The sequence below is a fragment of the Aliicoccus persicus genome, assembly GCF_900110815.1.
Classification (GTDB): domain Bacteria; phylum Bacillota; class Bacilli; order Staphylococcales; family Salinicoccaceae; genus Aliicoccus; species Aliicoccus persicus.
In genome coordinates this window covers 57,353-82,826 of the sequence record NZ_FOIT01000001.1, presented here as the reverse complement: position 1 = coordinate 82,826, position 25,474 = coordinate 57,353, and the positions used below count along the sequence as shown (strand labels likewise).

25 protein-coding genes are annotated in these 25,474 nt (G+C 40.5%); 7 read left to right on the top strand and 18 right to left on the bottom strand.

The window, feature by feature from the left end; all coding sequences use genetic code 11:
• Positions 1 to 311: 311 nt before the first annotated feature.
• Positions 312 to 749, bottom strand: a complete 438-nt coding sequence (locus BMW30_RS00355) for a YlaH-like family protein (protein WP_342707574.1) — start codon at positions 747 to 749, stop codon at positions 312 to 314.
• A 6-nt stretch (positions 750 to 755) separates the two neighbouring features.
• On the bottom strand, positions 756 to 2,597 hold the full coding sequence (typA, locus tag BMW30_RS00350; RefSeq protein WP_091472646.1) for a translational GTPase TypA: 1,842 nt from the start codon (positions 2,595 to 2,597) through the stop codon (positions 756 to 758).
• Between the two features lie 102 nt (positions 2,598 to 2,699).
• On the opposite strand from typA, the gene BMW30_RS00345 reads away from it, so the two are divergent.
• Together BMW30_RS00345 and BMW30_RS00340 are read left to right on the top strand one after the other, a co-directional pair.
• Positions 2,700 to 2,891, top strand: a complete 192-nt coding sequence (locus BMW30_RS00345) for a DUF5325 family protein (RefSeq protein WP_091472641.1) — start codon at positions 2,700 to 2,702, stop codon at positions 2,889 to 2,891.
• A gap of 166 nt (positions 2,892 to 3,057) precedes the next feature.
• Positions 3,058 to 3,612 carry a hypothetical protein gene (locus BMW30_RS00340; RefSeq protein WP_245705596.1) on the top strand — a complete coding sequence of 185 codons (555 nt, stop codon included), beginning with the start codon at positions 3,058 to 3,060 and terminating at the stop codon, positions 3,610 to 3,612.
• Positions 3,613 to 3,924: 312 nt separating this feature from the next.
• Here BMW30_RS00340 and BMW30_RS00335 read toward each other — a convergent pair whose 3' ends face one another.
• A complete protein-coding gene (locus BMW30_RS00335; protein WP_091472636.1) occupies positions 3,925 to 4,737 on the bottom strand; it encodes an inositol monophosphatase family protein in 813 nt (270 codons plus the stop codon).
• 75 nt (positions 4,738 to 4,812) lie between these two features.
• On the opposite strand from BMW30_RS00335, the gene BMW30_RS00330 reads away from it, so the two are divergent.
• Complete coding sequence (locus BMW30_RS00330) at positions 4,813 to 5,424, top strand: YktB family protein (RefSeq protein WP_091472634.1); 612 nt, start codon at positions 4,813 to 4,815, stop codon at positions 5,422 to 5,424.
• A 210-nt stretch (positions 5,425 to 5,634) separates the two neighbouring features.
• Here the strand turns inward: BMW30_RS00330 and BMW30_RS00325 are convergent, their stop codons facing one another.
• From BMW30_RS00325 to BMW30_RS00290, 8 genes are all read right to left on the bottom strand, one after another.
• Positions 5,635 to 6,855, bottom strand: a complete 1,221-nt coding sequence (locus BMW30_RS00325) for an Nramp family divalent metal transporter (protein WP_245705595.1) — start codon at positions 6,853 to 6,855, stop codon at positions 5,635 to 5,637.
• Between the two features lie 22 nt (positions 6,856 to 6,877).
• Positions 6,878 to 7,819 carry an agmatinase family protein gene (locus BMW30_RS00320; protein WP_091472632.1) on the bottom strand — a complete coding sequence of 314 codons (942 nt, stop codon included), beginning with the start codon at positions 7,817 to 7,819 and terminating at the stop codon, positions 6,878 to 6,880.
• 204 nt (positions 7,820 to 8,023) lie between these two features.
• Positions 8,024 to 8,491, bottom strand: a complete 468-nt coding sequence (locus tag BMW30_RS00315) for an HTH domain-containing protein (RefSeq protein ID WP_091472629.1) — start codon at positions 8,489 to 8,491, stop codon at positions 8,024 to 8,026.
• A 575-nt stretch (positions 8,492 to 9,066) separates the two neighbouring features.
• Positions 9,067 to 10,275 carry a G-protein coupled receptor gene (locus tag BMW30_RS00310; protein ID WP_091472625.1) on the bottom strand — a complete coding sequence of 403 codons (1,209 nt, stop codon included), beginning with the start codon at positions 10,273 to 10,275 and terminating at the stop codon, positions 9,067 to 9,069.
• 51 nt (positions 10,276 to 10,326) lie between these two features.
• Positions 10,327 to 11,394, bottom strand: a complete 1,068-nt coding sequence (locus BMW30_RS00305) for an ABC transporter substrate-binding protein (protein WP_091472623.1) — start codon at positions 11,392 to 11,394, stop codon at positions 10,327 to 10,329.
• A complete protein-coding gene (locus BMW30_RS00300) occupies positions 11,391 to 12,179 on the bottom strand; it encodes an ABC transporter permease (RefSeq protein WP_091472621.1) in 789 nt (262 codons plus the stop codon). Before BMW30_RS00300 ends, BMW30_RS00305 begins: the two co-directional genes overlap by 4 nt.
• Positions 12,176 to 12,979 carry an ABC transporter permease gene (locus tag BMW30_RS00295; RefSeq protein ID WP_091472619.1) on the bottom strand — a complete coding sequence of 268 codons (804 nt, stop codon included), beginning with the start codon at positions 12,977 to 12,979 and terminating at the stop codon, positions 12,176 to 12,178. Before BMW30_RS00295 ends, BMW30_RS00300 begins: the two co-directional genes overlap by 4 nt.
• A complete protein-coding gene (locus tag BMW30_RS00290; protein ID WP_091473970.1) occupies positions 12,976 to 14,034 on the bottom strand; it encodes an ABC transporter ATP-binding protein in 1,059 nt (352 codons plus the stop codon). The genes BMW30_RS00295 and BMW30_RS00290 overlap by 4 nt, the downstream gene beginning before the upstream one ends.
• A gap of 492 nt (positions 14,035 to 14,526) precedes the next feature.
• Here BMW30_RS00290 and BMW30_RS00285 point away from each other — a divergent pair, with 492 nt between their 5' ends.
• The gene (locus BMW30_RS00285) at positions 14,527 to 15,396 is read left to right on the top strand and encodes a hypothetical protein (protein ID WP_091472616.1); all 870 of its coding nucleotides are present in this window, start codon (positions 14,527 to 14,529) and stop codon (positions 15,394 to 15,396) included.
• Between the two features lie 532 nt (positions 15,397 to 15,928).
• On the opposite strand, the gene BMW30_RS00280 is transcribed toward BMW30_RS00285, so the two are convergent.
• The 7 genes from BMW30_RS00280 to BMW30_RS00250 all read right to left on the bottom strand — a co-directional run bounded on the left by BMW30_RS00280 (position 15,929) and on the right by BMW30_RS00250 (position 22,649).
• Positions 15,929 to 16,213: a UPF0223 family protein gene (locus tag BMW30_RS00280; protein ID WP_091472614.1), complete on the bottom strand. Its 285-nt coding sequence runs from the start codon at positions 16,211 to 16,213 to the stop codon at positions 15,929 to 15,931.
• 132 nt (positions 16,214 to 16,345) lie between these two features.
• On the bottom strand, positions 16,346 to 17,752 hold the full coding sequence (lpdA, locus tag BMW30_RS00275) for a dihydrolipoyl dehydrogenase (protein WP_091472611.1): 1,407 nt from the start codon (positions 17,750 to 17,752) through the stop codon (positions 16,346 to 16,348).
• Between the two features lie 4 nt (positions 17,753 to 17,756).
• Positions 17,757 to 19,055: a dihydrolipoamide acetyltransferase family protein gene (locus BMW30_RS00270; protein WP_091472608.1), complete on the bottom strand. Its 1,299-nt coding sequence runs from the start codon at positions 19,053 to 19,055 to the stop codon at positions 17,757 to 17,759.
• Between the two features lie 27 nt (positions 19,056 to 19,082).
• Positions 19,083 to 20,060 (bottom strand): alpha-ketoacid dehydrogenase subunit beta, encoded by a 978-nt coding sequence (locus BMW30_RS00265; protein WP_091472607.1) that lies wholly within the window; start codon positions 20,058 to 20,060, stop codon positions 19,083 to 19,085.
• A gap of 2 nt (positions 20,061 to 20,062) precedes the next feature.
• Positions 20,063 to 21,163 carry a pyruvate dehydrogenase (acetyl-transferring) E1 component subunit alpha gene (pdhA, locus tag BMW30_RS00260; protein WP_091472605.1) on the bottom strand — a complete coding sequence of 367 codons (1,101 nt, stop codon included), beginning with the start codon at positions 21,161 to 21,163 and terminating at the stop codon, positions 20,063 to 20,065.
• A gap of 158 nt (positions 21,164 to 21,321) precedes the next feature.
• Positions 21,322 to 22,008, bottom strand: coding sequence for a YkyA family protein (locus BMW30_RS00255; RefSeq protein WP_091472601.1), 687 nt, complete (start codon positions 22,006 to 22,008; stop codon positions 21,322 to 21,324).
• A 14-nt stretch (positions 22,009 to 22,022) separates the two neighbouring features.
• A complete protein-coding gene (locus tag BMW30_RS00250) occupies positions 22,023 to 22,649 on the bottom strand; it encodes a YkyA family protein (RefSeq protein WP_091472596.1) in 627 nt (208 codons plus the stop codon).
• Positions 22,650 to 22,738: 89 nt separating this feature from the next.
• Between BMW30_RS00250 and def the strand changes: the two genes are divergently transcribed.
• The 3 genes from def to rnjA all read left to right on the top strand — a co-directional run bounded on the left by def (position 22,739) and on the right by rnjA (position 25,308).
• On the top strand, positions 22,739 to 23,293 hold the full coding sequence (gene def / locus BMW30_RS00245; protein ID WP_091472591.1) for a peptide deformylase: 555 nt from the start codon (positions 22,739 to 22,741) through the stop codon (positions 23,291 to 23,293).
• Positions 23,294 to 23,419: 126 nt separating this feature from the next.
• Positions 23,420 to 23,635, top strand: coding sequence for an RNA polymerase epsilon subunit (locus BMW30_RS00240; protein ID WP_091472588.1), 216 nt, complete (start codon positions 23,420 to 23,422; stop codon positions 23,633 to 23,635).
• Positions 23,635 to 25,308: a ribonuclease J1 gene (rnjA, locus tag BMW30_RS00235; RefSeq protein WP_091472586.1), complete on the top strand. Its 1,674-nt coding sequence runs from the start codon at positions 23,635 to 23,637 to the stop codon at positions 25,306 to 25,308. The genes BMW30_RS00240 and rnjA overlap by 1 nt, the downstream gene beginning before the upstream one ends.
• Positions 25,309 to 25,474 lie beyond the last annotated feature (166 nt).

The window sequence follows — 25,474 nt, the reverse complement described above, 5'->3', positions numbered from 1 at the left end:
ACCATAAACTTGTGAAACCACAAATTTACGCAAACAGCTCTACCGTAAACTTGTGAAACCACAACTTTACGCAAACACCTCTACCATAAACTTGTGAAACCACAGCTTTACGCAAACACCTCCACCATAAACTTGTGAAATCACAAATTTACGCAAACAGCTCTACCATAAACTTGTGAAACCACAAATTTACGCAAGCACCACTACCATAAACTTGTTAAACCACAAATTTACCGTAAGCCCCCACCTCAACCATCACCGCCCCAACAAAAAAACACCCACTATCGAGTGGGTGCGCTCCAAATACAAAGCTATTTACTTTCTTCGTTCACTTTCTTAGCAGCAAGCTTTGATTGTTCTTTTGCCTGACGACGTTTCTCTTCTAATGATAAGCCACCGGACTCTCTCTCGCGGTGTAACCTAAAGCGGTAAATACCTAAAATAATAGCCGCGATGATCAAGCTCTCCCCGACCGGGTAAAACACACCTAAAAATGATAGGAACAAAGTCCCGATAAACGTCACGGTATAAATCACTGCATGTTGCCACACTTTAAGTTTACGTGCAAACCCTAGGTGATACACGATAATCATCAGTACAAACAATGTGATGATTAAATACCAAATACCAACATCTGGATTTGTATCCATGTTATACAAGCGTCCGAAAAAGCTCAGTCGCTCATTTGCATCCACGGTCACATTCATGACACTTAATCCATTCAACAGCAATAAGATGAAGTTATTCATCTACTGTCACTCCGTTTCTAACTTGTACTTCTCTTTCTTCGTTGCTCTTTCGCGCATGCTCTTGTCCAAGATTCGCTTGCGTAGTCGTACACTTTCTGGCGTCACTTCGACAAGTTCATCGTCATTGATATATTCAAGCGCTTCTTCCAGCGTCATGATTCTCGGTTTCTTCATTGTTGTCGTCTGTTCTTTCGTTGCTGAACGAATGTTGTTGGCTGCTTTCACTTTCGTAATATTAACTGTTAAATCATTATCACGTGAGTTTTGCCCAACAATCATGCCTTCATACACTTCAGTTCCAGGCTCCATGAAGTTTTCACCACGATCTTCAAGTTGAAGTATCGCATACTGGCTCGCCGCACCTTTATCTAATGATACTAATACGCCGTTCCTTCTGCCACCAATTCGACCTTTTAACAGCGGACGATACTCTTCAAATGTATGGTTGATGATGCCGTAACCACGCGTCATCGACATAAATTCTGTACGATAACCAATTAATCCTCTTGCTGGTACGATAAAAATCAAACGTGTCTGTCCGTTGCTTGACGTCACCATATCCACCATTTCACCTTTACGTGTTCCGAGTGATTCGATGATAGATCCCGTGTATTCATCCGGTACATCGATCTGTACGCGTTCAAACGGTTCACTCTTCACACCATCAATTTCGCGGACGATAACTTCTGGTTTAGATACTTGTAACTCATAACCTTCACGGCGCATATTTTCAATTAAGATTGATAAGTGTAACTCACCACGTCCTGAAACTGTCCATGCATCTGGCTGAGCTGTCGGGTCTACACGTAATGAAACATCCGTTTCTAACTGTGCGAACAAGCGTTCAGAAATTTTACTACCTGTCACATATTTACCTTCACGACCGGCAAATGGTGATGTATTGACACCAAACGTCATCTGCAATGTCGGTTCATCAATGCCGAGTACAGGCAATGCTTCTTGATGATCAATCGGTGTAATCGTTTCACCGACGTTGATATCTTCCATACCGCTGACCGCAATTAAATCACCGGCAACCGCTTCGTCAATTTCAACGCGCTTCAGTCCGAAGAAGCCGAAAATTTTCGTCACGCGGAAATTCTTCACGGTACCGTCGATTTTTATCAGTGACACTTGCTCACCGACACGCATCGTGCCGCGGAATACGCGTCCGATACCGATTCGACCAACGTAATCATTGTAGTCTAACAGTGCCACTTGGAATTGTAACGGCTCATCACGATTCTCGATTGGCGCAGGTACATGCTCTAAAATCATTTCATAAATGGACTGCATATTTTCATCTTGTGAATCCGGATTGTCGCTCGCAGTACCGTTTACAGCACTTGCGTACGCCACTGGGAATTCTAACTGATCGTCGTTCGCATCCAGTTCTATAAAGAGCTCAAGCACTTCATCCACGACTTCTGCCGGACGTGCTGCTGGTTTATCTACTTTGTTGACAACTACGAGTGGCTTTAAGTTTTGTTCCAATGCTTTTTTAAGTACGAAACGCGTCTGAGGCATCGTGCCTTCATACGCATCAACGACAAGAATTACACCGTCGACCATCTTCATAATACGCTCCACTTCACCACCGAAATCAGCGTGACCTGGCGTATCCAAAATATTGATACGTGTGTCCTTATAATCAATCGCAGTGTTTTTAGCGAGGATCGTAATACCGCGTTCGCGCTCGATATCATTTGAGTCCATCGCGCGTTCTGCAACGACCTCATTATCTCTAAAAATCCCCGATTGTTTTAACAACTGATCGACGAGTGTCGTTTTACCATGGTCTACGTGTGCGATGATTGCAATGTTACGGATATCTTCTCTTCTTGTCATAAATAATTCCCTTCATTCATAAATTCAACTTAGTTAGTATATCATAAACATCGCATTTCTATGCTATAATTCGGTATAAAATATGTTGGAGTGATAAAAAAAGTGAAAACAGAAAAATCTAAATTTATTTTTGTAGTTCTCGCATTTCTAGCGATCTTACTTCTCGTCCTATTTTCTGCATTCATTGCCTATGGTTACACATGGCTCGCAGTGCTTTCTATTATTGGGTTTATTGCTGTCTTTGGATTTGGGTTTAGCCTAAAAGCAAAGTATAGAAGGAACGATTGGCTCTAACTACGATTTTTACAAAATTGATGACATAAACGTTAAAATTGCTCTATTTTTGATTCAATAATGTAAAAATCGATAAAAAAGACGACAATAATTGCAAAATTGTCTTTTGCCAAAAATTCTATAATATTGCATGATTCACTTATACGATTTAATAGGAGTGAATCATGTGATACGTGAACAACGTGAAAAACTGCAGATTTATGAGTTTTTGTACAATCGGCTGCCGTTTAGCGATGAAGAACAAAAGGAACTCGAAGTGTTGCGTGAACAAGAAGAATTAGAAGCACAATTTGAACAACAACTCACACAAATTAAGCTCGATAACATTGAAGTCATGTGGCATTGTTCATTCGAAGATCGAAATTCCGAAAATATTGTCAACGTCATGTTGGCGACAGATTATTGTTACTATTTATTCGTGTTAAAAGATTTAAAAGGCACCCACTCGATTAATGCCTTTAATATTCTTGTCAATGACAATAACAACCCCGTTATAAATCTCCAGCAATCAAAAGAAATCTATGAACATTTCAGACGCACTTTAATCGATGAAGGTAAGTATCAACGCCCGATTATATTAAAGTATGTCGTCATGAACCCACGTTTTAAAATGCGTGGAAAAGGCAGCGAAGTCCTACTCCGCTATGAAGATCTCCCATACTACTTAAAAGCAATAGAAAGCGCGGCTAAAATAAGAAAAAAGTACCGACGCCCGCTGTAAATACAATCAGTCGGGCGAATCATCGGTACCAATTTCCAGTCGGTTATATAAAACACGGCCTAAAGTGCAAAAAATGTCACGAGTACAAACTACGACGCTTAAAAAGTCACTTCTCTTGTGACATATGCAAAAACAAATACGAAATGAACCCTTATATACACGAGCACTTCTCGCAGCTTTCTTTGATCAATCCGCTCAACATATATAAGCGTAGTGAAATCGCCAAACACATCGGTGTCGTCATCACGAAATACCAAATGGATTATATTCTCAAAAAATACTTCATAAGAAAATCATTCGGCTATTATGCCTTTAAATATGGTACGAATCCTGACGATGCTTAACAAATGCTTCATTGTTAGAAAATGCTGTTTGAATCGATTGATGCACGTTTGTATTACCTGCGATAACGCTATCCTTCTTTAAAATAGATAAAGGATCACCAAGTGCATTCGTAACGACACCACCGACTTCTTCGATCAACACGATACCTGCGGCAAAGTCCCACGGTGACAATCTGAAAAATATCGTCCCTTCAAGACGACCGGCAGCAACATATGCAAACTCAAGTGCAGCAGAGCCATAACTCCTCGTCTGACGACACTGACGTGCAACATCCATAAATGGCTCACCAATGCCCGATTTCAACATCCATTTTGGATTGAGTCCGATGAGCGATTCTTCCATCACTGTCTGCTTAAGTTGTGGTAAACGACTGTCATCAATAAACGCACCGTGCCCTGCATGTGCATGATACAGTACATCATTCATGACATCTAAAATTAGACCAACATGTGGTTTACCATCGATGAACACACCGATTGAAATTGTGAAATTCGCACGTTGATGCACGAAGTTGATCGTGCCATCAATCGGGTCAATCACCCAAACCACACCATCGGTATTTTCAATCGAATGTTCTTTATATTCTTCACCGATCAATTGATGATCGCTATATTTTTCTTGTATACGATTTGCTATAAAACGTTCCGTTTCTTTATCTACATCCGTAACCAAGTCATTGGGATTAGTCTTTTTATCGATTGTATAAGCTTCGGTCATACGATTTCTAATAAACTGACCCGCTTCACGGATAAGCCTTTGTCCAAAACTATAAATTTCCATCTAAGTTGCACCTCTTCAATTGAATATCAATACATCTTATTTTAACATAGTAATAGATACTAAGGAGGAACTGCCATGACGAAGTATAGATTTACTAAAAAAGATTTTGATGTGTTTCGTGTGGACGGATTAGCTGCCCGCATGGAAGCTTTAATAGAAACAACACGCCCAAAACTCGAGAATTTGGGTGAGCATTTTGCTGTCTTTATTACGGAGATGACAGGAGATGAGCACTATGCCCATGTGGCACAGCATGCACGTCGAAAAGTCAATCCGCCAGATGATACGTGGGTAAGTTTTTCTACAAATCCACGCGGCTATAAAATGATGCCACACTTCCAAATCGGACTTTTTAAAGATCATGCATTTTGTATGTATGGTGTCATTTATGAAAGTGACGCTAAGGTGGAAGTAGCTAAGAAATGGTTAGAAAATATTGAGATGTTCGATGACTTCCCTCGCGATTTTCAAGTATCGCTCGATCATATGCAACCCGATAAGATGGTGCTCGGCGAGATGAGTGATGAAGATTTGGTGGCAGGGTTGAAGCGTGTCGTCAATGTGAAAAAAGGCGAATTTTTGGTCGGTAAGGTGTACAAACCAGGTGATGCCGAGATGAAAAAAGATGCCGATTTTATTGAAGATTTAGAGCGTGTGATGGAACAGCTACACGTGTTGTATAAATAAGAGTTTTGTTAGAGTCCTGTTTTGAGCCCCCGATTTTAAGAATTTGGGGCTCTTTTTGCGGGAAATTTGTTTTTCGTGCCAATGAAACTTGCTCACAGACACGCAGATTGATTTGCGTTCCAATGAAACTCGCTCACGGAAATGTAGATTTGTTTATGAAAACCAAAAAGACATGAAAACCTCATAACAAAGATTTTCATGTCTATTCTATTAACCCATAAACGAACTCACTGCATCGATCATACTATAAATACCTAAGAACGAAACGACAGCGACGACTAAAAAGCCGATGACGTTCATTAATGGGCCGTTTTTATGTTTACCGAGTAATCCTTTTTTATTAATAATTACAAAGATTAAAATCGCTATGATTGGTAAGATGATACCGTTTAATGCTTGTGCGATTAAGATTACCTCCAACGGTTCGAATCCAATTGCGGAAGTTACCACACCAATGAGAATGACTATACCAAATATGACTTTAAACTTGGTGTTTTTAATGCCGCCTTCCCATTTGAAGAACGAGCTGACTGTTGCAGCTGCACCCATTGGAGATGCTAATGCAGATGAGAAACCTGCTGCAAATAAACCTACACTAATGAATATTGGAGCCCATGTTTCACCAAGAATTGGCACTAATGGTCCAGCCAAATCAATAACATTATTGATATCTTGACCAAGCATCAATGTTCCTGCAGATATTAGAATTGCTGCTGAGATAATACCACCAATCGTAATCGAAACGATCGTATCCCAACGGGCTAACTTAAGATCTTCGAGACCATTAAAGCGTTCATGAACTGTCGTCGCATGTAAGAAGAAGTTATAGGGGACGACAGTTGTACCAATCAATGCAATGACCATGATGATTGAGCCTGTTGGTATCGACGGCATGAACATGCCACTAAATACTTCTCCCCAGTCAGGCTGCACCATGAACATCGTTGTAATAAATGTCAAACCCATCACGACCATAAGGCCAATTATAATTTTTTCTATCAGCTTATAACTACCTTGAATACCGATAAAAAATATTATAATACCGACGATTGGTGCGAGTATGTTTGTTGGAATGTTAAGTAAATGTCCTAGCCCTAGCGAAGTTCCTAAAAGGTCACCACTCATGTAGGCCGCACAACCAACTGCGACTGCAATCATCGAAATCCAAACGGTTAAAAATCGTCCGATTCTGTTATCAAACAAATCGTATATTGCTTCACCCAAACCGCGTCTCGTCACAAGAGCTAATCGTATAATCATCTCTTGAAGTACAATTGTCGCAATTATTGAAAAGAGCAATGCCCATAACAAGCTATAACCAAAACCTGCACCGGCACGTGTCATCGCTGTTACTGTACCTGGACCAATGAATGATGCAGTAATAATCATGCCTGGCCCGAGGGCTTTTATCACTTCTAGTATTCTATTCATAATGATCATCCCCTATTAAAGATTAGATCTTGCCTAAATACTTCGCGTGCCCCGCTAATACATAAAGTACTGCATACGAAACAAAGTGCGCGGATTGTTGGTTTTGATCCATCATCGGATAAACTTCCACATAGTCCATACCAACGAGCCCGAGCTTTCCAAATTCATGAATCATTGTCAGTAATTCATATGATGTTAAACCGTTGCCGTCCACTGGTCCACCAGGGTTGTAAGCAAAGTCTAGAACATCACTACAAATTGATAGATAAACGACATCCACATCTTTAGCAGCTTGGTCATAAACATCTTTTGCTAATGCTCTCAAATCTTTCGATTCTTTTATCGTATTAATACCAATCGTCACTGCACCATTTTCCTTGGCGTACTTACCAGTCTCAGGTTTATTACGCGGTCCATGAATGCCTGTATGGATGATCGATTCGTTTCTGATACCATCTGTTTCATACAATCTCATGAATGGTGTATTTCTTGCGTATTTCTCACCCTCAAAGTCAGGCATATTGTCATAGTGCGCATCTAAATGGATAATTCCTACCTTTTTTCCACTATCTGCGAGCGCTTTAAGTATCGGATAAGTGACACCATGCTCTCCACCGAAGCCGACGAGAAACTTTCCAGTCTTCCATAATTCACAAGAAAAATCTTCAATGTTTTTGTATGACTGATCGTTATCATGTGCGACAAATGGCACATCACCAGCATCACCTAGTGTGAAATGTTCCATCACATCAATGTGATCTAACTCTGGTAAATAGCCACTATATCGTGCAGAAGACGAACGAATTTGCTTAGGTCCAAGTTCTACACCTGTGTAATCTCCCCAAGTACTCTCCCCCTCAAACGGTGCACCATAGAAAATAACGTCTGTGTCATACGCACCTTTTTGAACTAAATTTTCTGAACCTAAAAAACATGGAATGTTACCATAAATATTATTTTTCACTGAAATTCTCCTTTTCAATTATTTTGAATCTATACCTATAACATATTCATACCACTCTATTTCTATTAAAAACAAAATTTTCAAATAATTGTCACAAGCAATTTTTGTCGTTTATGGTGGATGGGAAATTGCAGGTTATCCTTATTTGAGTAAGTTTATGTAATTATGTGTTAGAAAAAATGACCGGGACAATTGTCTTGGTCATTATTTTTTATTTCTCTTTCTTTTTTTGAGTGCTTGTCTAATCTTTTTTTGTTTTTCACGTCGTTCTCTCTCTTGCTTATAGAATTCATCGTTCTCATAGAATTCGTCTCTGATTTTGTTTCGTTTTATTAAAAAGTCTCGTTCTTGCTCTAAATATTTTTGTTCTTCACGCAGTTTTTCTATTTCATCGAGGGCTGCTACAAGTGGCCGAACCTCCAACTGTTCTATATAAGATTTTCTTTCTTCGATGTAATGATTATGGAAAGTTATAATTCGATCTTGTCCAACGATGTCTGGATCTAAACCGAGTAGATCAAATGCCTCACTTGGCGAGTGACCTTCTATTTCTAATAGATAGTACTCATACTCAAAAATTTCACCGTAAATGATTTCTGTCGGAGTTATTTTTGTAATGAGACGACATTTGCGGAGTGATTCCATTTCTGTTTCAGTGAATTCTCTATCCATAACTACCACCCTCTCCAAGTTTTTGATACCTTATCTAGATTAACTTCATTAAATTCTTTTTCTGTCTTAAAGTTAAGTCTATTAAACAACAAATGTCCAGTAAAAATTAGTATTGGTTATTTAATGTCTAGATTTTATTTTGATGAGTGACAATGTGTCCAGCTCATTGGCGTGCAAATGGAATTAAGTGACTATGAGCCTAGTTCATTGACGCGCAAATGGATTTACATGACTATGAGACCAGTTCATTGGCGTGCAAATGGATTTACGTGACTATGAGACCAGCTCATTGGCGTGCAAATGAATTTAAGTGACTATGAGCCTGGTTCATTGGCGCGCAAATGGATTTACGTGACTATGAGACCAGTTCATTGGCGTGCAAATGAATTTAAGTGACTATGAGCCTAGTTCATTGACGCGCAAATGGATTTACGTGACTATGAGACCAGTTCATTGGCGCGCAAATGGATCTACGTGACTATGAGCCTAGCTCATTAGCGCGCAAACTGATTTTAATCGATACAAAATCAAAAAAACCAACCCGATCAGAGGGTTGGTTTCAACAAAATCAAAAATTAATATTCATCTTCACGTCGACGGCGGCGTGGTCGCTCATCTTCATACGTGTCATCAACATCATCGGCTTCAACTTTTCTAAACTGACGTGTTGCATCAACATCTGGCTCTTCTTCTAAATCGCGCACATTGAACTGACGTGTGGCATCGAGATCGTCTTCGTAATCATTTTGCTTTCGTTCCGAAAGATTTTCTCTGCCAAGATCATCTTCGTAATCATAATCATCGTCATCCTCGTATTCATTCGAATTACGAGTTTCCACATCATCTTCCAACTCATCCAAATCTGAATCGTCGCGTCTATTATCTTCAACGAATTCTTCATTGCGTCGGCTGCGACGTGATGGTGCAACGACGACATCATCTTCTTCATCGTCATCAAAATCAGACAGATTGTTTTCTTCTTCACGCTTGCTCGTCGGTGCTACTGCTGGTTTTTCCAATCGACGGCGGCGTTTTGTCGGTTCTTCGTCGTCTTCTTCTTTTGCAACATTCTTATCAGCCGCACCACGACGGTCTTTATCTTGTGCTATTTCTTCATCTTCTTTTCTTTGACGACGTGAACGACGTTTTTCTTTACGCTCACCTTCTACTGTCGTAATCTCTGATTCTTCATGCGTGATGATCTTATTCTTTCTAACAAACAATAAAATCGCCGCGATAATGAAGAATAGTGGAATAATTCCACCGATTAACGCAAGTAAGATTAATGGTGACGTCATAATTGCAGTCAATGTTAATAATAATCCTGAAACCATGCGGTTACGGATCGTTAATAATCCGAATATACCAACAAATAATGGGATGAATAATGCAATTGCGATTATCCATGACTGGTTAAAAAAGTCTAACACCCAGTTTATGATGCCTATAGTGAAGTCTTGTATCGCTTCATCTTGTCCATCAAGTGTATCGGTATATGGTGGTAAACCATCAAATGTGAAAAACAGTGAAATCGTATCTTGAATTGATAATGAAGATCCTGATGATTCTGTTGTCGCATCTGGTCCCATACCATCGAGCTCAACAACGACATTCGCAATGTAATTTGCGGTGTTTTGTTCGAATGCTTCTGAACGCGCTGTTGTTAATGAAAAAATTAACACTGCAGCAGTAAGTAATAATAACAGTATCCACGCTGCCCAACCAAAAAATCTTTCTGGTACACGACTGACAGGTACGACAGTTTGTGTGTATGAACGACTCATAAACATACCCCCTTTTTATCTATAGTATTAGTATAACCTTTTTTGCGTAAGTTATTCCAAATTCATTTTAAATTTTAGAAAAAGTTCATTATATATGCCTAAGTTTTCTAAACCAAGATTTTTATATACTTCTAATGTTTCTTGTTGTGCATCTGTCGGATAAAAACGCGTATCTTCCTGCTCACTTTCATCTAACAGTAGAAGTCCGGCATCATTTGGCGTAGAGTAACCGACATAATCCGCATTTTGTGCTGCATTTTCAGGATCTAACATAAAATTGATAAACTGATGCGCACCATCGATGTTATTCGCAGTCTCAGGGATGACAAATGTGTCGAACCATAAGTTCGAGCCGCCTTCAGGGACGACGTAATCCAATTCTTCATTCTCCCACATGACGTCTCGTGCGGAACCACTCCAAATAACAGCAGCAATCGATTCGTTGTTAATCATCATCTGCATGATTTCATCTCCGACGACGCCGCGTATGTTCGGTGCGAGTTCAACGAGTTTTTGGAACGCGGCGTCCAACTTATCTGGATCCGTTTCGTTCAGTGACTCACCCATCGAATTTAAGCTGAAGCCCATGACCTCTCTCGCACTATCGACGAGTAAAATTTCATTTCGTAATGATTCATCCCACAGCATATCCCACTCTGTAAAATCTAAATCCGTTTTGTCTGGATGGAAAAGTACGCCGACTGTCCCCCAGAAATACGGTACAGAATATTTATTCTCAGGGTCGAAATCGAGTCCTAAAAACTGCTCGCCAATATGTTCCAAGTTTGGCAGTTGCTCATGATCAATCTCAATAAGCATGTCGCGCTCTTGCATCTTCTCTACCATGTATTCAGATGGTATTGCTAAATCATAACTCGTACCACCTTGGTTGATTTTCACAAGCATCGCTTCGTTCGAATCAAACGTTTCATAGACGACACGAATACCAGTCTCTTCGGTAAATTGATCGAGTAAATCTGGATCGATATATTCACCCCAGTTGAAGATATGGATTGCTGAATCCCCTTCACCCAGTGGTGGTTCAATGAAACGTGTTGAGAGCAATGCACCGATGCCAATGATTAACGATAACGTTAAGAGTAAATATATTTGTTTCATGATAGGTCACCTCGTTTCACAGTCTTGCGTGTTGAAAGGAAGTAGTAAATCAGTACAATCGTTAAAACGATTAAGAAGATCATCGTTGAAATCGCATTGATTTCAAGTGAAATCCCTTGTCTTGCCATCGCGTAAATTTCAACGGATAGGACACTAAACCCACTACCTGTCACGAAGAATGACACGGCAAAGTCATCTAAACTGTACGTCAATGCCATAAAAAATCCTGCAAGGATGCCGGGTTTTATCTGCGGTAGGACGACGCGCGACAATATCAACGATGGTGTCGCACCGAGGTCACGCGCTGCATCGAGTAGCGATGTGTTCATTTCATATAGTTTTGGTAAAATCATCAGCACTACAATTGGAATGCTGAATGCAATGTGCGCGAGTATGACACTGACACTGCCGAGTGAAATACCTAAGAACGTGAATAAGATTAAGAACGACGCACCGATGATAACATCCGGTGACACAATCATAATATTGTTGATGTTCAGTAATGAGGCACGTATTTTGCTACTCTTTAAAAAGTAGAGGCTAAGCGCACCACAAATACCGACGATTGTGGCAACCACCGATGAGATGAGTGCAACAGAGATTGTATTCATTAAAATAACCATAAGTCGCGAATCTTGAAATACACTTAAATAATAATCAAACGTGAACGATTCGAATTCGTTCATCGTGCCAGCTGAATTAAATGAATAGTATGCCAAGTAAAAAATCGGTAAGTAAAGAACGATAAGCATGATGATTAGAAATAATCTTCCTGTTAATTTCATAGTCTACCCACCCCAATCGTCTTCGACTTCGTACGCGTGAATAACATGATGATCATCATGAAGAGTATTAAGAATACCCCAATCGTTGACCCCATTCCCCAGTTTTCAGCAGTTAAGAACTGTTGCTCAATCGCTGTCCCTAGAGTGACGACTTTGTTCCCGGCAATGAGTCGCGTGATCATGAATAGTGATAACGCTGGGATAAAGACCACCTGCACGCCAGCTTTCACACCTTCGATTGAGAGTGGAAAAATGACTTTGCGAATGACTTGCATGCGCGTTGCGCCTAAGTCTTGAGCCGCTGAAATCATCGACTGGTCGATGCTGTTTATCGAGTTGAATAACGGTAACAACATAAATGGGATGAAAATATAAACGCCAACAATAACAAATGCCACATCAGAGAATAACAGCTGTAACTCAGGTAACCCAAGTTGTGCTGCGAGGTTGTTCACTAATCCTTCACGGCTAAAAATTCCGATAAATGCGTATGTTTTTAATAGAATGTTGATCCATGTCGGCAAGATGATGATGAACAACCAGAACATTTTTAGTTTTAACTGTTTGATAATCAGTGCCAATGGATAACATACCAATAGCGTAAATGCCGTGATTAAAAATGCATACCAAAAAGATGAGATACTCATCTGTAGGTAGCTCCAACTAAAGAATTCTCGGTAGTTACTAAATGTTAAGTTGTCTTCGATATCAAAGAAAGAAAATCCGACAAGTAACCCGATAGGAATGATAACAAATATACCCATCCATACGATGTATGGGATAAATAATAGGCGTCTCATGATAACTGTTCCTCGTATTGCTCGATACGCTTATCGAATGACTCTTCGTCCTCACCTGGTAACATGATATGAATATCTTCTGGCTTGAAATCTAAACTATATGGTTGACCTTCAGTAGGCGCAACCGTTGAATGAATAATCCACTCATAACCATCATTGTCATAAACAGAAATCTCATAATGAACACCGCGGAAAAGCACCGTGTCGACATCAACATTAATCTTCCCATGATTGTGTGGCTTGATGACAATATCCTCCGGTCGGAGCATCACATCGACTTTCGCATTCGGCTTAAATCCACCATCGACACACTCATACGCTTTGCCGTAAATTTTCACAACACCATCTTCAGGCATCGTCCCTTTGACGATATTCGATTCACCAATAAAGTCCGCAACGTAGCGGTTTAGAGGCTCATCATAAATATCTTTAGGCGTACCTGTTTGGACAATTTTCCCTTTATCCATAACGATGATTTCATCAGAAAGGGCGAGTGCCTCTTCCTGGTCATGTGTTACGAAGATAAAAGTGATGCCGAGCTCACTTTGAATTTCTTTTAATTCGTACTGCATATCAATTCGTAAGTTTTGGTCGAGTGCAGAAAGCGGTTCATCGAGCAGTAAGATGCTCGGTTCGTTGACGATTGCACGCGCGATTGCAACACGCTGGCGCTGACCACCCGAAAGTGCTTGAATATCACGCGCTTTAAAATCTTCTAAGTTAACGAGTTTCAGTGCCCGTGAAACTTTTTGTTCAATAGTTTGCTTATTGACCTTTTTAATTCTTAGACCAAATGCAATGTTTTCGTATACGTTGAGATGAGGGAATAATGCATAATCCTGGAACACAGTGTTCACTTTACGGACGTTCGCATCAATGCCGTTCATCTTTTTATCGTTGAAATAAATTTCGCCGTCGGTCGGATGAATAAATCCACCGATCAATTTAAGTACAGTCGTTTTACCACAGCCCGATGGACCCAGTATGGTGTAAAACTTCCCCGCCTCAAATGTATATGTAAATTTGTCTAGCACTCTGTTGCCATCATATTGCATATGAACGTCCGTCAAATGTACCGTTGTCACATAATCCCCCCATTTTCCTTTTCTAAAAAAACTAATCTAATTATATTCATTGTGCTTCGTTTGTACAATAAAAAGTTTTGGGGAATTTTTGGGGTGTCACGCGGAGCGTTACTCTGTCGATTCACAGGGTGATGAAATCGCCTCTCTCGTTACTCTGTCGATTCACAGAGTGACGCAATCGCCTCTCTCGTTACTCTGTCGTTTCACAGGGTGATGAAATCGTCTCTTTCGTTACTCTGTCAATTCACAGGGTGATGCAATCGCCTCTCTCGTTACTCTGTCGTTTCACAGAGTAAAATAATCGGGTTTTCTGTACCCTGTCGGTTCACAGAGTTAATATATCTAAGCATATACTTGAAATGAAGTGCATTCCTTTTTTAAACCCACAATCACTTTGATAATGAATGAGAAATTTGGGATTATATAATAAGGTAAAAGTACAAGTATACAAAAGGAGAAAAAATGAGAATTAAACCTACACATAACAATTTACAAGAATGGATAGAAATTTATGTACCTGAAAAAGATTTATTTTTTCTTCCTGAAGACGGTTTAAGTGAAATTGATCTTTCAGGAGTAATAATAATGCCTACAGATGAATTTTTTAATCATAGTACGTATAAGCAAATAAATTATGTTAATAGTTATCTGTATTGGAATATAAAAAATGCACATTATGTGATTATTGCTGAAAAGAATTGGATTGAAAGAATTTCTGCCGAGGAACGAAAATTAATTTTTAGTTATCAAATAAACAGTAAAAGAGGTCTGGTAGTTCCAATTACATTTGTAGATGAAATTGATAAAATCCCATCGGACTATATAATAAATCAAAATATTATTATTCAAAGTGCAATGTGGGAGAAACTTGAGCGTTCTGTGAAAGAACAATTACTTTCAAAAATGGTTTTTGAATGGTGGGATGATGGAGATTGTAAACCCTTGCCTAACTCAATGTACAGTTTTTTAAATCCATATGCTAATACGTTTAGTAACAAACAGGGTGCAAACTGCTTAGCAGCTGTATTATTTGCAATATCAGGCGGGAAGCAAGAGTGGTTTATACATGAATGGATATATCAAAAGTCTTTTATTGAGACATTAAAGCAATACAAATACTATGAGTTTACAGGTGATTGTATTAAAAAAGATGACGTTGTAGTTTGGCAAGATAAAAATCAAGTGATCCAACATGCTGCTTATTATATTGGAGATGGTCTATTCTTCAACAAAGACGGACAAACAATTTTTAATCCATGGAAAATCATTAAAGAAGAACACTTGTATAAATACTGGGAACATCTTACACCGATTATATATCGAATTAAATAGCTTGTTATATTTGAGAGAAAGTTATCGGGAAAAAATGACTTTTGATAAGCTATTTTCCAGATATCTTTTAGTAATAAATTACAATTCTATTAGAAGGAATATTGCATAAAACTGAGAGTTCTCAAGTTTATGAGAAAGCCGATTGCGTAAAGCTGTGGCTCTCAAGTTTATAGTAGCGGTCATTGCGTAAAGCTGTGGGCTCTCAAGTTTATTGTAGACCCTCTAGCGTAAAGTTGTGAAACCACAAGTTTATAGTAAGCCCTCTAACATAAAATTGTGAAACCACAAGTTTATAGTAAGCCCTCTAGCGTAAAGTTGTGAAACCACAAGTTTATATTAAGCCCTCTAACATAAAGTTGTGAAACCACAAGTTTATAGTAAGCCCTCTACCATAAAGTTGTGGAACCACAAGTTTATAGTAGACCCTCTAACATAAAGTTGTGAAGCCACAAGTTTATAGTAGACTCAACGAAAACCAAAAAATCGGGTACCCACCCCACCAAGGGTCGGCACCCGATCAACTATCAACAAATTATCCTCGAATAATCGCTTGATCATCCTCTACTTCTTTCAATTGCTTCACAACATCATAAGATTCGAGTCCGCTGCGACTCTTGAATTCTTTAAATAGTGTTTTCTCCTCAGATTTTCCCGGAACGACACGCTTAAACGCTTGATAGCGCGCAGCCAATTCGCCGCGACGTACACCATCACCCTCGAACGCCTGCTCAACCGCCACGAAAAACTCGGTCACGTCAACAATCTCGTCTGTCGACCAATCCAAATCTAGCGGATACGAATACTCTTTTTCACTCATTATCAATTCACCTCAACATCTATCAAAGATAAAACCCTCACTAAAACAAAAATAAAATCCGCATACAAACAAAAACAGCGGCGCCCGATATGCAATCAATCAGACGCCGCCTCAATATTAATTTTTAAATGATTACATCGAGTGGATTGGACGTCCTAATACTACTTCGGCAGCTTCCATTGGAATCTCACCTAATGTAGGGTGTACATGAATCGTCAGTGCGATATCTTCAGCTGTCATACCAGTCTCAACCGCTAGTCCGAGTTCACCGATGATGTCAGAAGCACCAACACCCGCCACTTGTGCACCGAGTAATAATCCGTCTTCTTCACGCGTGACTAATTTTACGAATCCGTCTGTTTGGTTTAAGCCTAATGCACGGCCGTTCGCTGCGAATGGGAATTTACCACTTTTCACTTTGAAGCCTTCTTCTTTCGCTTCTGCTTCAGTGAAACCGACGCTTGCAAGTTCTGGCTCAGTGAAACATACCGCTGGCATTGCTAAGTAGTCCACTTCTGACTTCTCACCAGAAATTGCTTCAGCTGCAACTTTACCTTCGTAGCTTGCTTTGTGTGCAAGTTGTAAACCAGGTACGATGTCACCGATAGCAAAGATGTTATCAATTGAAGTACGTGATTGTTTATCGACTTCGATAATACCACGGTCTGTCATTTTGACACCCATTTCTTCTAATCCAAGCTCATCTGTGTTTGGACGACGGCCGACTGTAACTAATACGTAATCCGCTTCAACTTCATGCGTTTCGCCTTTCGCTTCATAAGTTACTTTAACGCCATTCTCTGTTTCTTCTGCGCTCTTCGCCATCGCTTCAGTCACAATCGTTACGCCTTTTTTCTTCAAGTTTTTCTTAACAGGCTGAGTCATTTGTTTTTCAAATCCGCCTAAAATATCTTTTGTACCTTCTAAAATCGTTACTTCAGAACCGAAGTTCGCATATGCTGTTCCAAGTTCAGTACCGATGTAACCACCACCGATAACTACGAGTTTACCTGGAGCCTCTTTAAGCGCTAAAGCGCCTGTAGAATCGATGATGCGCTCTCCAAACTTGAATCCTGGGATTTCAATCGGACGGCTACCAGTCGCGATAATTGCATGTTTGAACTCATATGTTTGTGAGTTCTTTTCATCCATTACTTTTAGTTTGTTCGCATCAACGAAGTACGCTTCACCACGAACGATCTCGACTTTGTTACCTTTTAATAAGCTCTCGACACCGCCAGTTAAACGCTTAACTACACCGTTTTTAAACTCTTGAACTTTTGAAAAATCGAGTGACACACCTTCAGTTGACACACCGAAATCTTCAGAATTTTTTGCATCGTGATACTTATGTGATGATGCAATCATTGCTTTCGATGGGATACACCCGACGTTTAAACAAACGCCACCTAATTCTGCTTTTTCAACAATCGTTACTTTTTGTCCTAACTGTGCTGCACGAATTGCTGCAACATATCCACCAGGACCTGCACCGATGACAATCGTATCTGTTTCTACTGCGAAATCTCCAACTACCATAAGATTAACCCTCCATTAATAATAAATCTGGATTAGCGATTAAACGCTTAAAGTGATTCAATGCATTTTGTGCTGTCATGCCGTCGATTTGACGGTGGTCATATGATAATGATAACGCAAGTACGCGACGTGCAACAACTTCGCCGTCTACGACAACTGCTTTTTCTTCAATACGACCGATACCTAAAATTGCTACTTCTGGGTGGTTAATCACTGGTGTAAAGTGTGCACCGCCTGCCGAACCTAAGTTCGAAATCGACATTGAGCCACCTTTCATTTCATCACCTGTTAATTTACCATCACGTGCTTTACCTGCAAGTTCGTTAATTTCATTTGAAATTTCAAACATAGACTTACGGTCTGCATGCTTGATCACTGGAACGATTAAACCGCGCTCAGTGTCAGCTGCAATACCGATGTTGTAGTAGTGCTTCTCGATGACTTCCATCGTTTCATCGTCGATCGACGTGTTTAAATCAGGGAACTTCTTCAATGTTGAAACGAGCGCTTTTACGACATATGGTAAGAATGTTAATTTCACATCTTGTTCCGCTGCGATTTCTTTGAATCGTTTTCTGTGATCCCATAGATCGTTAACGATGACTTCGTCTAAGTGCGTCACGTGTGGTGCTGTCTGTTTAGAGTTCACCATCGCTTTCGCGATTGCTTTACGCATACCGCTCATTGGACGACGTGTTTCAGTTACACCTTCATCCACTGATGGTTGTGCAGCGACTTTAGACGTTTCTTCAGATTCAGCATCATCTGTAGCAACTTCATCTGCTGATGCTTGGTCACCACTTAAGAATGCTTCGATGTCTTCTTTTAACACACGACCGTTTTTACCGCTACCTGATACCTCAGCGATATTCACATCGTTGTCACGTGCAAATTTACGGACAGATGGCATCGCAATCACACGCTCACCTGACACTTCTTTTTTCTCAGCTGATTTATCGGCAGATTTCGCTTCTGATTTCTCCTCCGCTGATGGTTTTTCATCTTCAGTTTCAGCTTTTTCTTCTGTCTTTTCTTCTGATGCACCAGCATCGCCACTGTCTTCTGAACCGTCATCTATTGTGATGATCGTTTGACCGACGATAGCGACTTCGCCTTCTTTTACATCTAAAGATTTTACAACACCATCGACTGGTGATGGAATTTCAACAAGTGCCTTATCGTTTTGGACTTCGCATAATACGTCGTCTTCTTTTATTTCGTCACCGACAGCGACCATCCACTTTGCAATTTCACCTTCGTGGATACCCTCACCGATATCCGGCAATTTAAATTCGAATGCCATTACGTCTCCTCCTTTTCAATTCTCTAATTAAAAGTTCATAACTTCTTTCGCTCGTTCGATAATGTCATCTTTGTTTGGTAACCATACGCTCTCTGCTTGTGTGAATGGATATACTGTATCCGGCGCAGTTACACGCATAATCGGTGCTTCTAAACTTAAGATGACGCGCTCAGATAATTCAGAGATCACTTGGCCAGCAACGCCTGCTTGACGCTGTGCTTCTTGAATCATCACTGCACGGTTTGTTTTCTCAACCGATTTCACCAATGTTTCGTAATCCACCGGCGACACTGTACGCAAGTCAATCACTTCAGCAGAGATGCCTTCTTCTTCTAATGCTTCTGCTGCTTTAAGTGATTCTTGAACCATTGCACCGTATGCAATTAACGTCACGTCAGTACCTTCGCGTTTCACTTTCGCTTTACCGATTTCTACTGTGTAATCTTCATCCGGCACATCTTCACGGAATGAACGATAAAGTTTCATGTGCTCAAGGAAAATTACAGGGTCATTTGAACGGATTGCTTCTATTAAAAGACCTTTCGCATCCACTGGGTTTGATGGAATAACGACTTTAAGTCCAGGCGTTTGTGCCATCAATCCTTCTAATGAGTCTGCGTGTAATTCTGGCGTGTGAACACCACCACCGAATGGCGCGCGTACAACGAGTGGCATTTGTTTAGATGCACCGCTTCTGAAACGTCCGCGTGCAATCTGACCAGCAATCCCGTCCATCGCTTCAAATAAGAAACCGAAGAACTGAATTTCAACTACTGGGCGGTAACCTTCTAATGTTAAACCGAAACCTAAAGATACGAGTCCACTTTCAGCAAGTGGTGTATCGAATACACGGTCAACACCGAATTCTTTTTGTAAGTCTTCAGTCGCACGGAATACCCCACCGTTGACACCAACGTCTTCACCGAAAACAAGAACGTTCTCATCATTTTTGAGTTCAGTTCTCATCGCTTCCGTAATTGCTTGAATCATCGTCATTTCAGCCATAACTACTTAGACTCCTTTTCCTTGTATACTTCATACTGCTCTTTTAAGTTGCTTGGCATATCCGCATACATAATTTCCATTAACTGTGTCACAGATTGTTTCTCTGTACCGTCAGCTTCTTTAATTGCTTTTTTAATATCTTCTTTCGCTTGTTCAATCACTTCATCTTCTTGTTCTTTCGTCCAAAGCTTTTTACCTTCGAGGTATGTTCTGAAACGAACAAGTGGATCCTTTTTCTCCCACTCAGAGTCTTCATCAGAAGTTCTATAACGCGTTGGGTCATCCCCTGCCATCGTATGTGGTCCGTAACGGTACGTTAACATTTCAATCAACGTAGGTCCTTCACCTGCTACAGCACGGTCGCGTGCATCGCGCACAACTTTGTACACTGCAAGTGGATCCATACCGTCAACAACGACACTTGGGATACCTGCTGCGATACCTTTTTGACCTAAAGTTTTAGCCTTAGACTGTAATTCACGCGGTGTAGAAATTGCGTAGTTGTTATTTTGAATGACAAAAATTGCTGGTGCGTCAAATGCCCCCGCGAAGTTAATCCCTTCGTAGAAGTCACCTTGTGAACTACCACCGTCACCTGTGTATGTGATAACAACAGAGTCTTTACCACGTTTCTTTAAGCCAAGTGCAACACCTGCAGTTTGCACGTATTGTGCACCGATGATGATCTGTGGTGGCAATGCATTGATCTCGTCATACTGGTTCCCTTTGAAGTGACCACGAGAGAATAAGAATGCTTGGGTGAGTGGTAAACCGTGCCATATTAACTGTGGCACATCACGGTAACCTGGTAAAATATAATCATCTTTTTCTAACGCATACTGTGAACCGAGTTGTGAAGCTTCCTGTCCTGCAGTTGGCGCATAGAATCCTAAGCGTCCCTGGCGGTTAAGTGAAATCGAACGCGCGTCTAATACACGTGTCCATACCATGCGTTTCATGAGTTCAACCAATTGGTCGTCTGATAGTTCCGGCATTTCACTTTCGTTTACAATCTTTCCTTCTTCGTCCAAGATTTGAAACATCTCAAACTTTTCTTCAATCGTATTGAGTGTTTCAACTGGATCAAAATTGTTTGGTGTCATTTACCTTTCACCATACCTTTCAAATTTTTATATCATTTATATTTTATCATACGCTGTTACAACAGTAAACGGAATAATAATAAAACAGAAACCCACAAACGTTGATATAACAACATTCATGGGTTGTAACAGAAATATCTGTTGTAGTACGATGCATATTAGTTCATAAATTCGTATAGACTTTCTAACGTTTCATTTAACGCGTCCGATTTTTCACCGAGTTCATCGCTAAGCGCACCAACTTCTATGTATGCATCACTCACAGCTGACGACTGTTCATCGATGTCTTCTTGCGTCGATTCATCACTTGCGAACAATTCGTATAGCGCGCGTTCTCGTTCAACGATTTCATATTTGCCATCTAAAATTGCGCGCTGTGCTTCGAGTCGTTCAGTTGCGACTTCCATCAGTTCATCACCTTGCGTACTGTAGCCACGCGTCATCACGGTATCGAGCGTCTCCTGTGCGTCTTTAAACATACGTTCGATTTCATCGAATACCGCACCTTCATCATCCAATGTTTCCTCACGTGCATCCGCAATCGATAAAAGTTCATCGGCCGCATCAGCGAGTTCCTCACCGGTCACATCAACCAGTCCGTCTTGAATCTCGCGTTTCTCTTCCTCTAGTTCATCAAAACGCGTGTAAATATCACCAAGTTCAAGTTCCTCACCAAGCGCATCTTGCATCTCATTATAAAAATCTACGAAGTTATCATAAGCTGCACCATGTGGACTAAAGCTTTGTGCGTTTTCACTAAGCGTATTATTCGTCGATTCTGGACGCTCTGAGCACGCAGCAATAAATACAAGCATCATGCTAAACAATAAAACTAATTTCTTCATTCAATACCCCTAAGTTAATTGTTAATCGTATCCAATATTTCTGAACGCTTTTCATTCACAGCAGCCGTCGATTCGTGATAAGCATCACTCGTCTCGTTCACATTGGCATAAAGTTCAGATAGCTCATCTAGCAGTGCGTCGATTTGATCTTGTGCTAAATCATCATTGCCATACGTCGTAAATAATTCGAGTTCTTTCTCTAACATTTCTTCAGTCGCATCCATCATTTCGCCGTGTGCAGTATAGCGTGCTTCCATCAATTCGATCAATGCGTCCGCATCTGTTTGATAATCTTCCACTGGAATATCAGCAGCTAACTCTCTAAGCGTATCTAAACTACTTGCCGATTCTTCCATTATTGCACGCTCATCATTAACGAGTCCCGCACGGTTTTCAGTGTTCTCAAGTAGCGTTGCACTAAGCTCCGTTAAACGCGCACGGTCCGCCGTGTTCACTTCTTCTTGATATGATCTTTTATCAGCTTCTAATGCATCATATTCACTCGAAATGTCTTGAATATCTGATTCGACATTAATTGGTGTCTCTAATTCTGTATAAAACGCTCGGTATTCTTCCTTGTTATCACCACATGCGGCAAGGACGAGCGTCATCATCGCGATTAAAAAAACAAATTTTTTCATAATTTCCTCCAACACTTTTTTATTCAATATTAATATACACTAGTTTTTGATATAATGTAATCTCATAGATAGTATATAGAGGTGTAATAATGATAACAATGAAAGACATCGTTCGTGATGGTGATCCAATCTTAAGAAAGAAAGTCGCTGTGGTTGAGACAATCGACGAACAAACCGTTAATGAATTAAAAGCAATGCGTGAATATTTACATCATTCACAAATCGAAGAAACACGAGAAAAATATAAATTACGTCCGGGTGTTGGACTCGCCGCACCACAAGTGGGCATCGATAAGAAGATGACAGCAATTCTAATTTTAGATGATGAAGATGAAATCGTGCATGACTACATGCTCATTAATCCAAAGATAAAAAGCCACTCTGTCGCAATGACTTACTTACCACAAGGCGAAGGTTGCCTTAGCGTAGATGAAGATATTCCTGGACTCGTGCATCGCTACAAACGAATCAAAGTCGAAGCACAAAATATCGAAGGTGAAACAATCGAAATTAAAGCGAGCGGTATTTTAGCGATTGTGATGCAACATGAAATCGACCATTTAAATGGCGTCATGTTCTATGACCACATCGACAAAGATTTTCCGATGGACCCAAAACTCGGTGCAACACCGTATGAATCATAATTCACTGTTAAAAGATTCGTTTATCGTGTAAAATGAGAACGATATGTAAAATGTCGGCTGGTGCCGAATTCGTAAAGTGCGCATGTGTGACGCATTTTATCAATGAAATGAATAAGGAGCATATTTATGGCAATTTTTAAAGTATTTTTTCAAGAAGTAAACAACAAAAGAATTATTAGAGAAACGACGCGTACGCGTTATTTCGAAGCGAACAGCGAATCAGAAGTGAGAGTCGCGTTAAAAGGCGAAGACTACAATATTGAATTCGTACAAGAACTAAGTCCCGAACATCTTCAATATGAAGAAGCAAACAATCCAGATTACAAAGTTGAGAATGTGTAATGACTTTAGCGCAAAATGAAGTCGGTGTTTTCGCCCTCGGGGGACTCGGGGAAATCGGAAAAAACACCTACGCAATTGAATATCAGGACGACATCATCATCATCGATGCTGGTGTTAAGTTCCCGACAGACGATCAACTCGGCGTAGATTACGTCATTCCTGACTATACGTATTTTGTTGAAAACCAGGATCGCATTCGTGCGTTAGTGGTCACACATGGACATGAAGACCATATCGGTGGTATCCCGTTCCTGTTAAAACAAATTCAAGTGCCAATTTATTCTGGTCCACTTGCGCTCGGATTAATCCGCAATAAGTTGGACGAACATGGATTGTTACGCTCAACGACGTTAAATGAAATTACAGAGGACTCAGTGTTAGAGTTCGGCAAATTAAAAGTTGAATTCTTCTTAGTCACCCACTCTATTCCAGAGGCATATGGTGTCGTTGTTAGGACGCCGGAAGGAAACATCGTCCATACCGGTGACTTTAAGTTTGACTTCACACCCGTTGGTGAACCGGCAAACTTAGCAAAGATGGCTGCTTACGGTGAAGAAGGCGTCCTGTTGTTACTGTCGGATTCGACGAATGCGACGGTGCCGAACTTCACGATCAGTGAAAAAGCAGTCGGACAAAACGTTGAAGATATATTCCGTAGATGTAGTGGCCGTATTATTTTTGCGACGTTCGCATCAAATATATATCGCGTACAACAAGCGATTGAAGCAGCGGTTAAATTAGATCGAAAAATCTGTGTGTTTGGACGCAGTATGGAGAAGAACATTAAACTCGGTGTGGAGCTTGGCTATATTAAAGCACCACCAGAGTCGTTCATTGAGCCGAGACAGATCAACCGCCATGAAAAGCATAAAGTTTTAATTTTATGTACAGGATCACAAGGTGAACCGATGGCTGCATTGTCACGCATCGCGAACGGTACACACAAGCAGATTAGCATTATTCCAGAAGATACGGTTGTATTCAGTTCGTCACCTATCCCAGGTAACACATTGAGTGTGAACCGTACGATCAACGCGCTATATAAAGCCGGTGCAGATGTTATCCATGGTAAGTTATCAAACATCCATACATCTGGACACGGATCACAAGAAGAGCAAAAGTTAATGCTGCGCTTGATTCAACCAAAGTACTTCATGCCGATCCACGGTGAGTACCGCATGCTGAGCTTACACAAAGAGCTTGGTGTCTCAACAGGCATACCGGAAGAAAACATTTTTTTATGTGAAATCGGGGATGTAGTTGCAGTGACGCGAGATAGTGCACGCAAGAGCCACAAAGTACAAGCCGGCACAGTATTTGTAGACGGTAGCGGTATTGGAGATATCGGTAATATCGTATTGCGCGATCGTAAGATTTTATCAGAAGAAGGTTTGGCGATTGTTGCTGTTTCAATTGATTTTGAAGCACAAGAATTGCTGAGTGGCCCAGACTTAATTTCTCGCGGATTCGTCTATATGCGCGAATCTTATGGCTTGATACGCAGTGCCGAGAAAAAAGTGAAAGCAGATATTAACAAATTGCTTGCTGGCGAAGATCATGTGGAGTGGTACCAAGTGAAGCAGCTGATTGTTGATGAACTGAGCCAATTCTTGTACAACAAAACAGCCCGCCGCCCGATGATCCTACCGATGATTATGCGGATTAATGATTAATTTGAATTGAAGATGAAGCCCACGCGCAGATTGCGCGTGGGTTTTTTGTGTGGTTAGGAGTTTTGTACACTTGATCGCTCACAGCTTTACGAAATCGACTCTCTCATAAACTTGACAGCTCACAGCTTTATGCAATCGACTCTCTCATAAACTTGACAGCTCACAG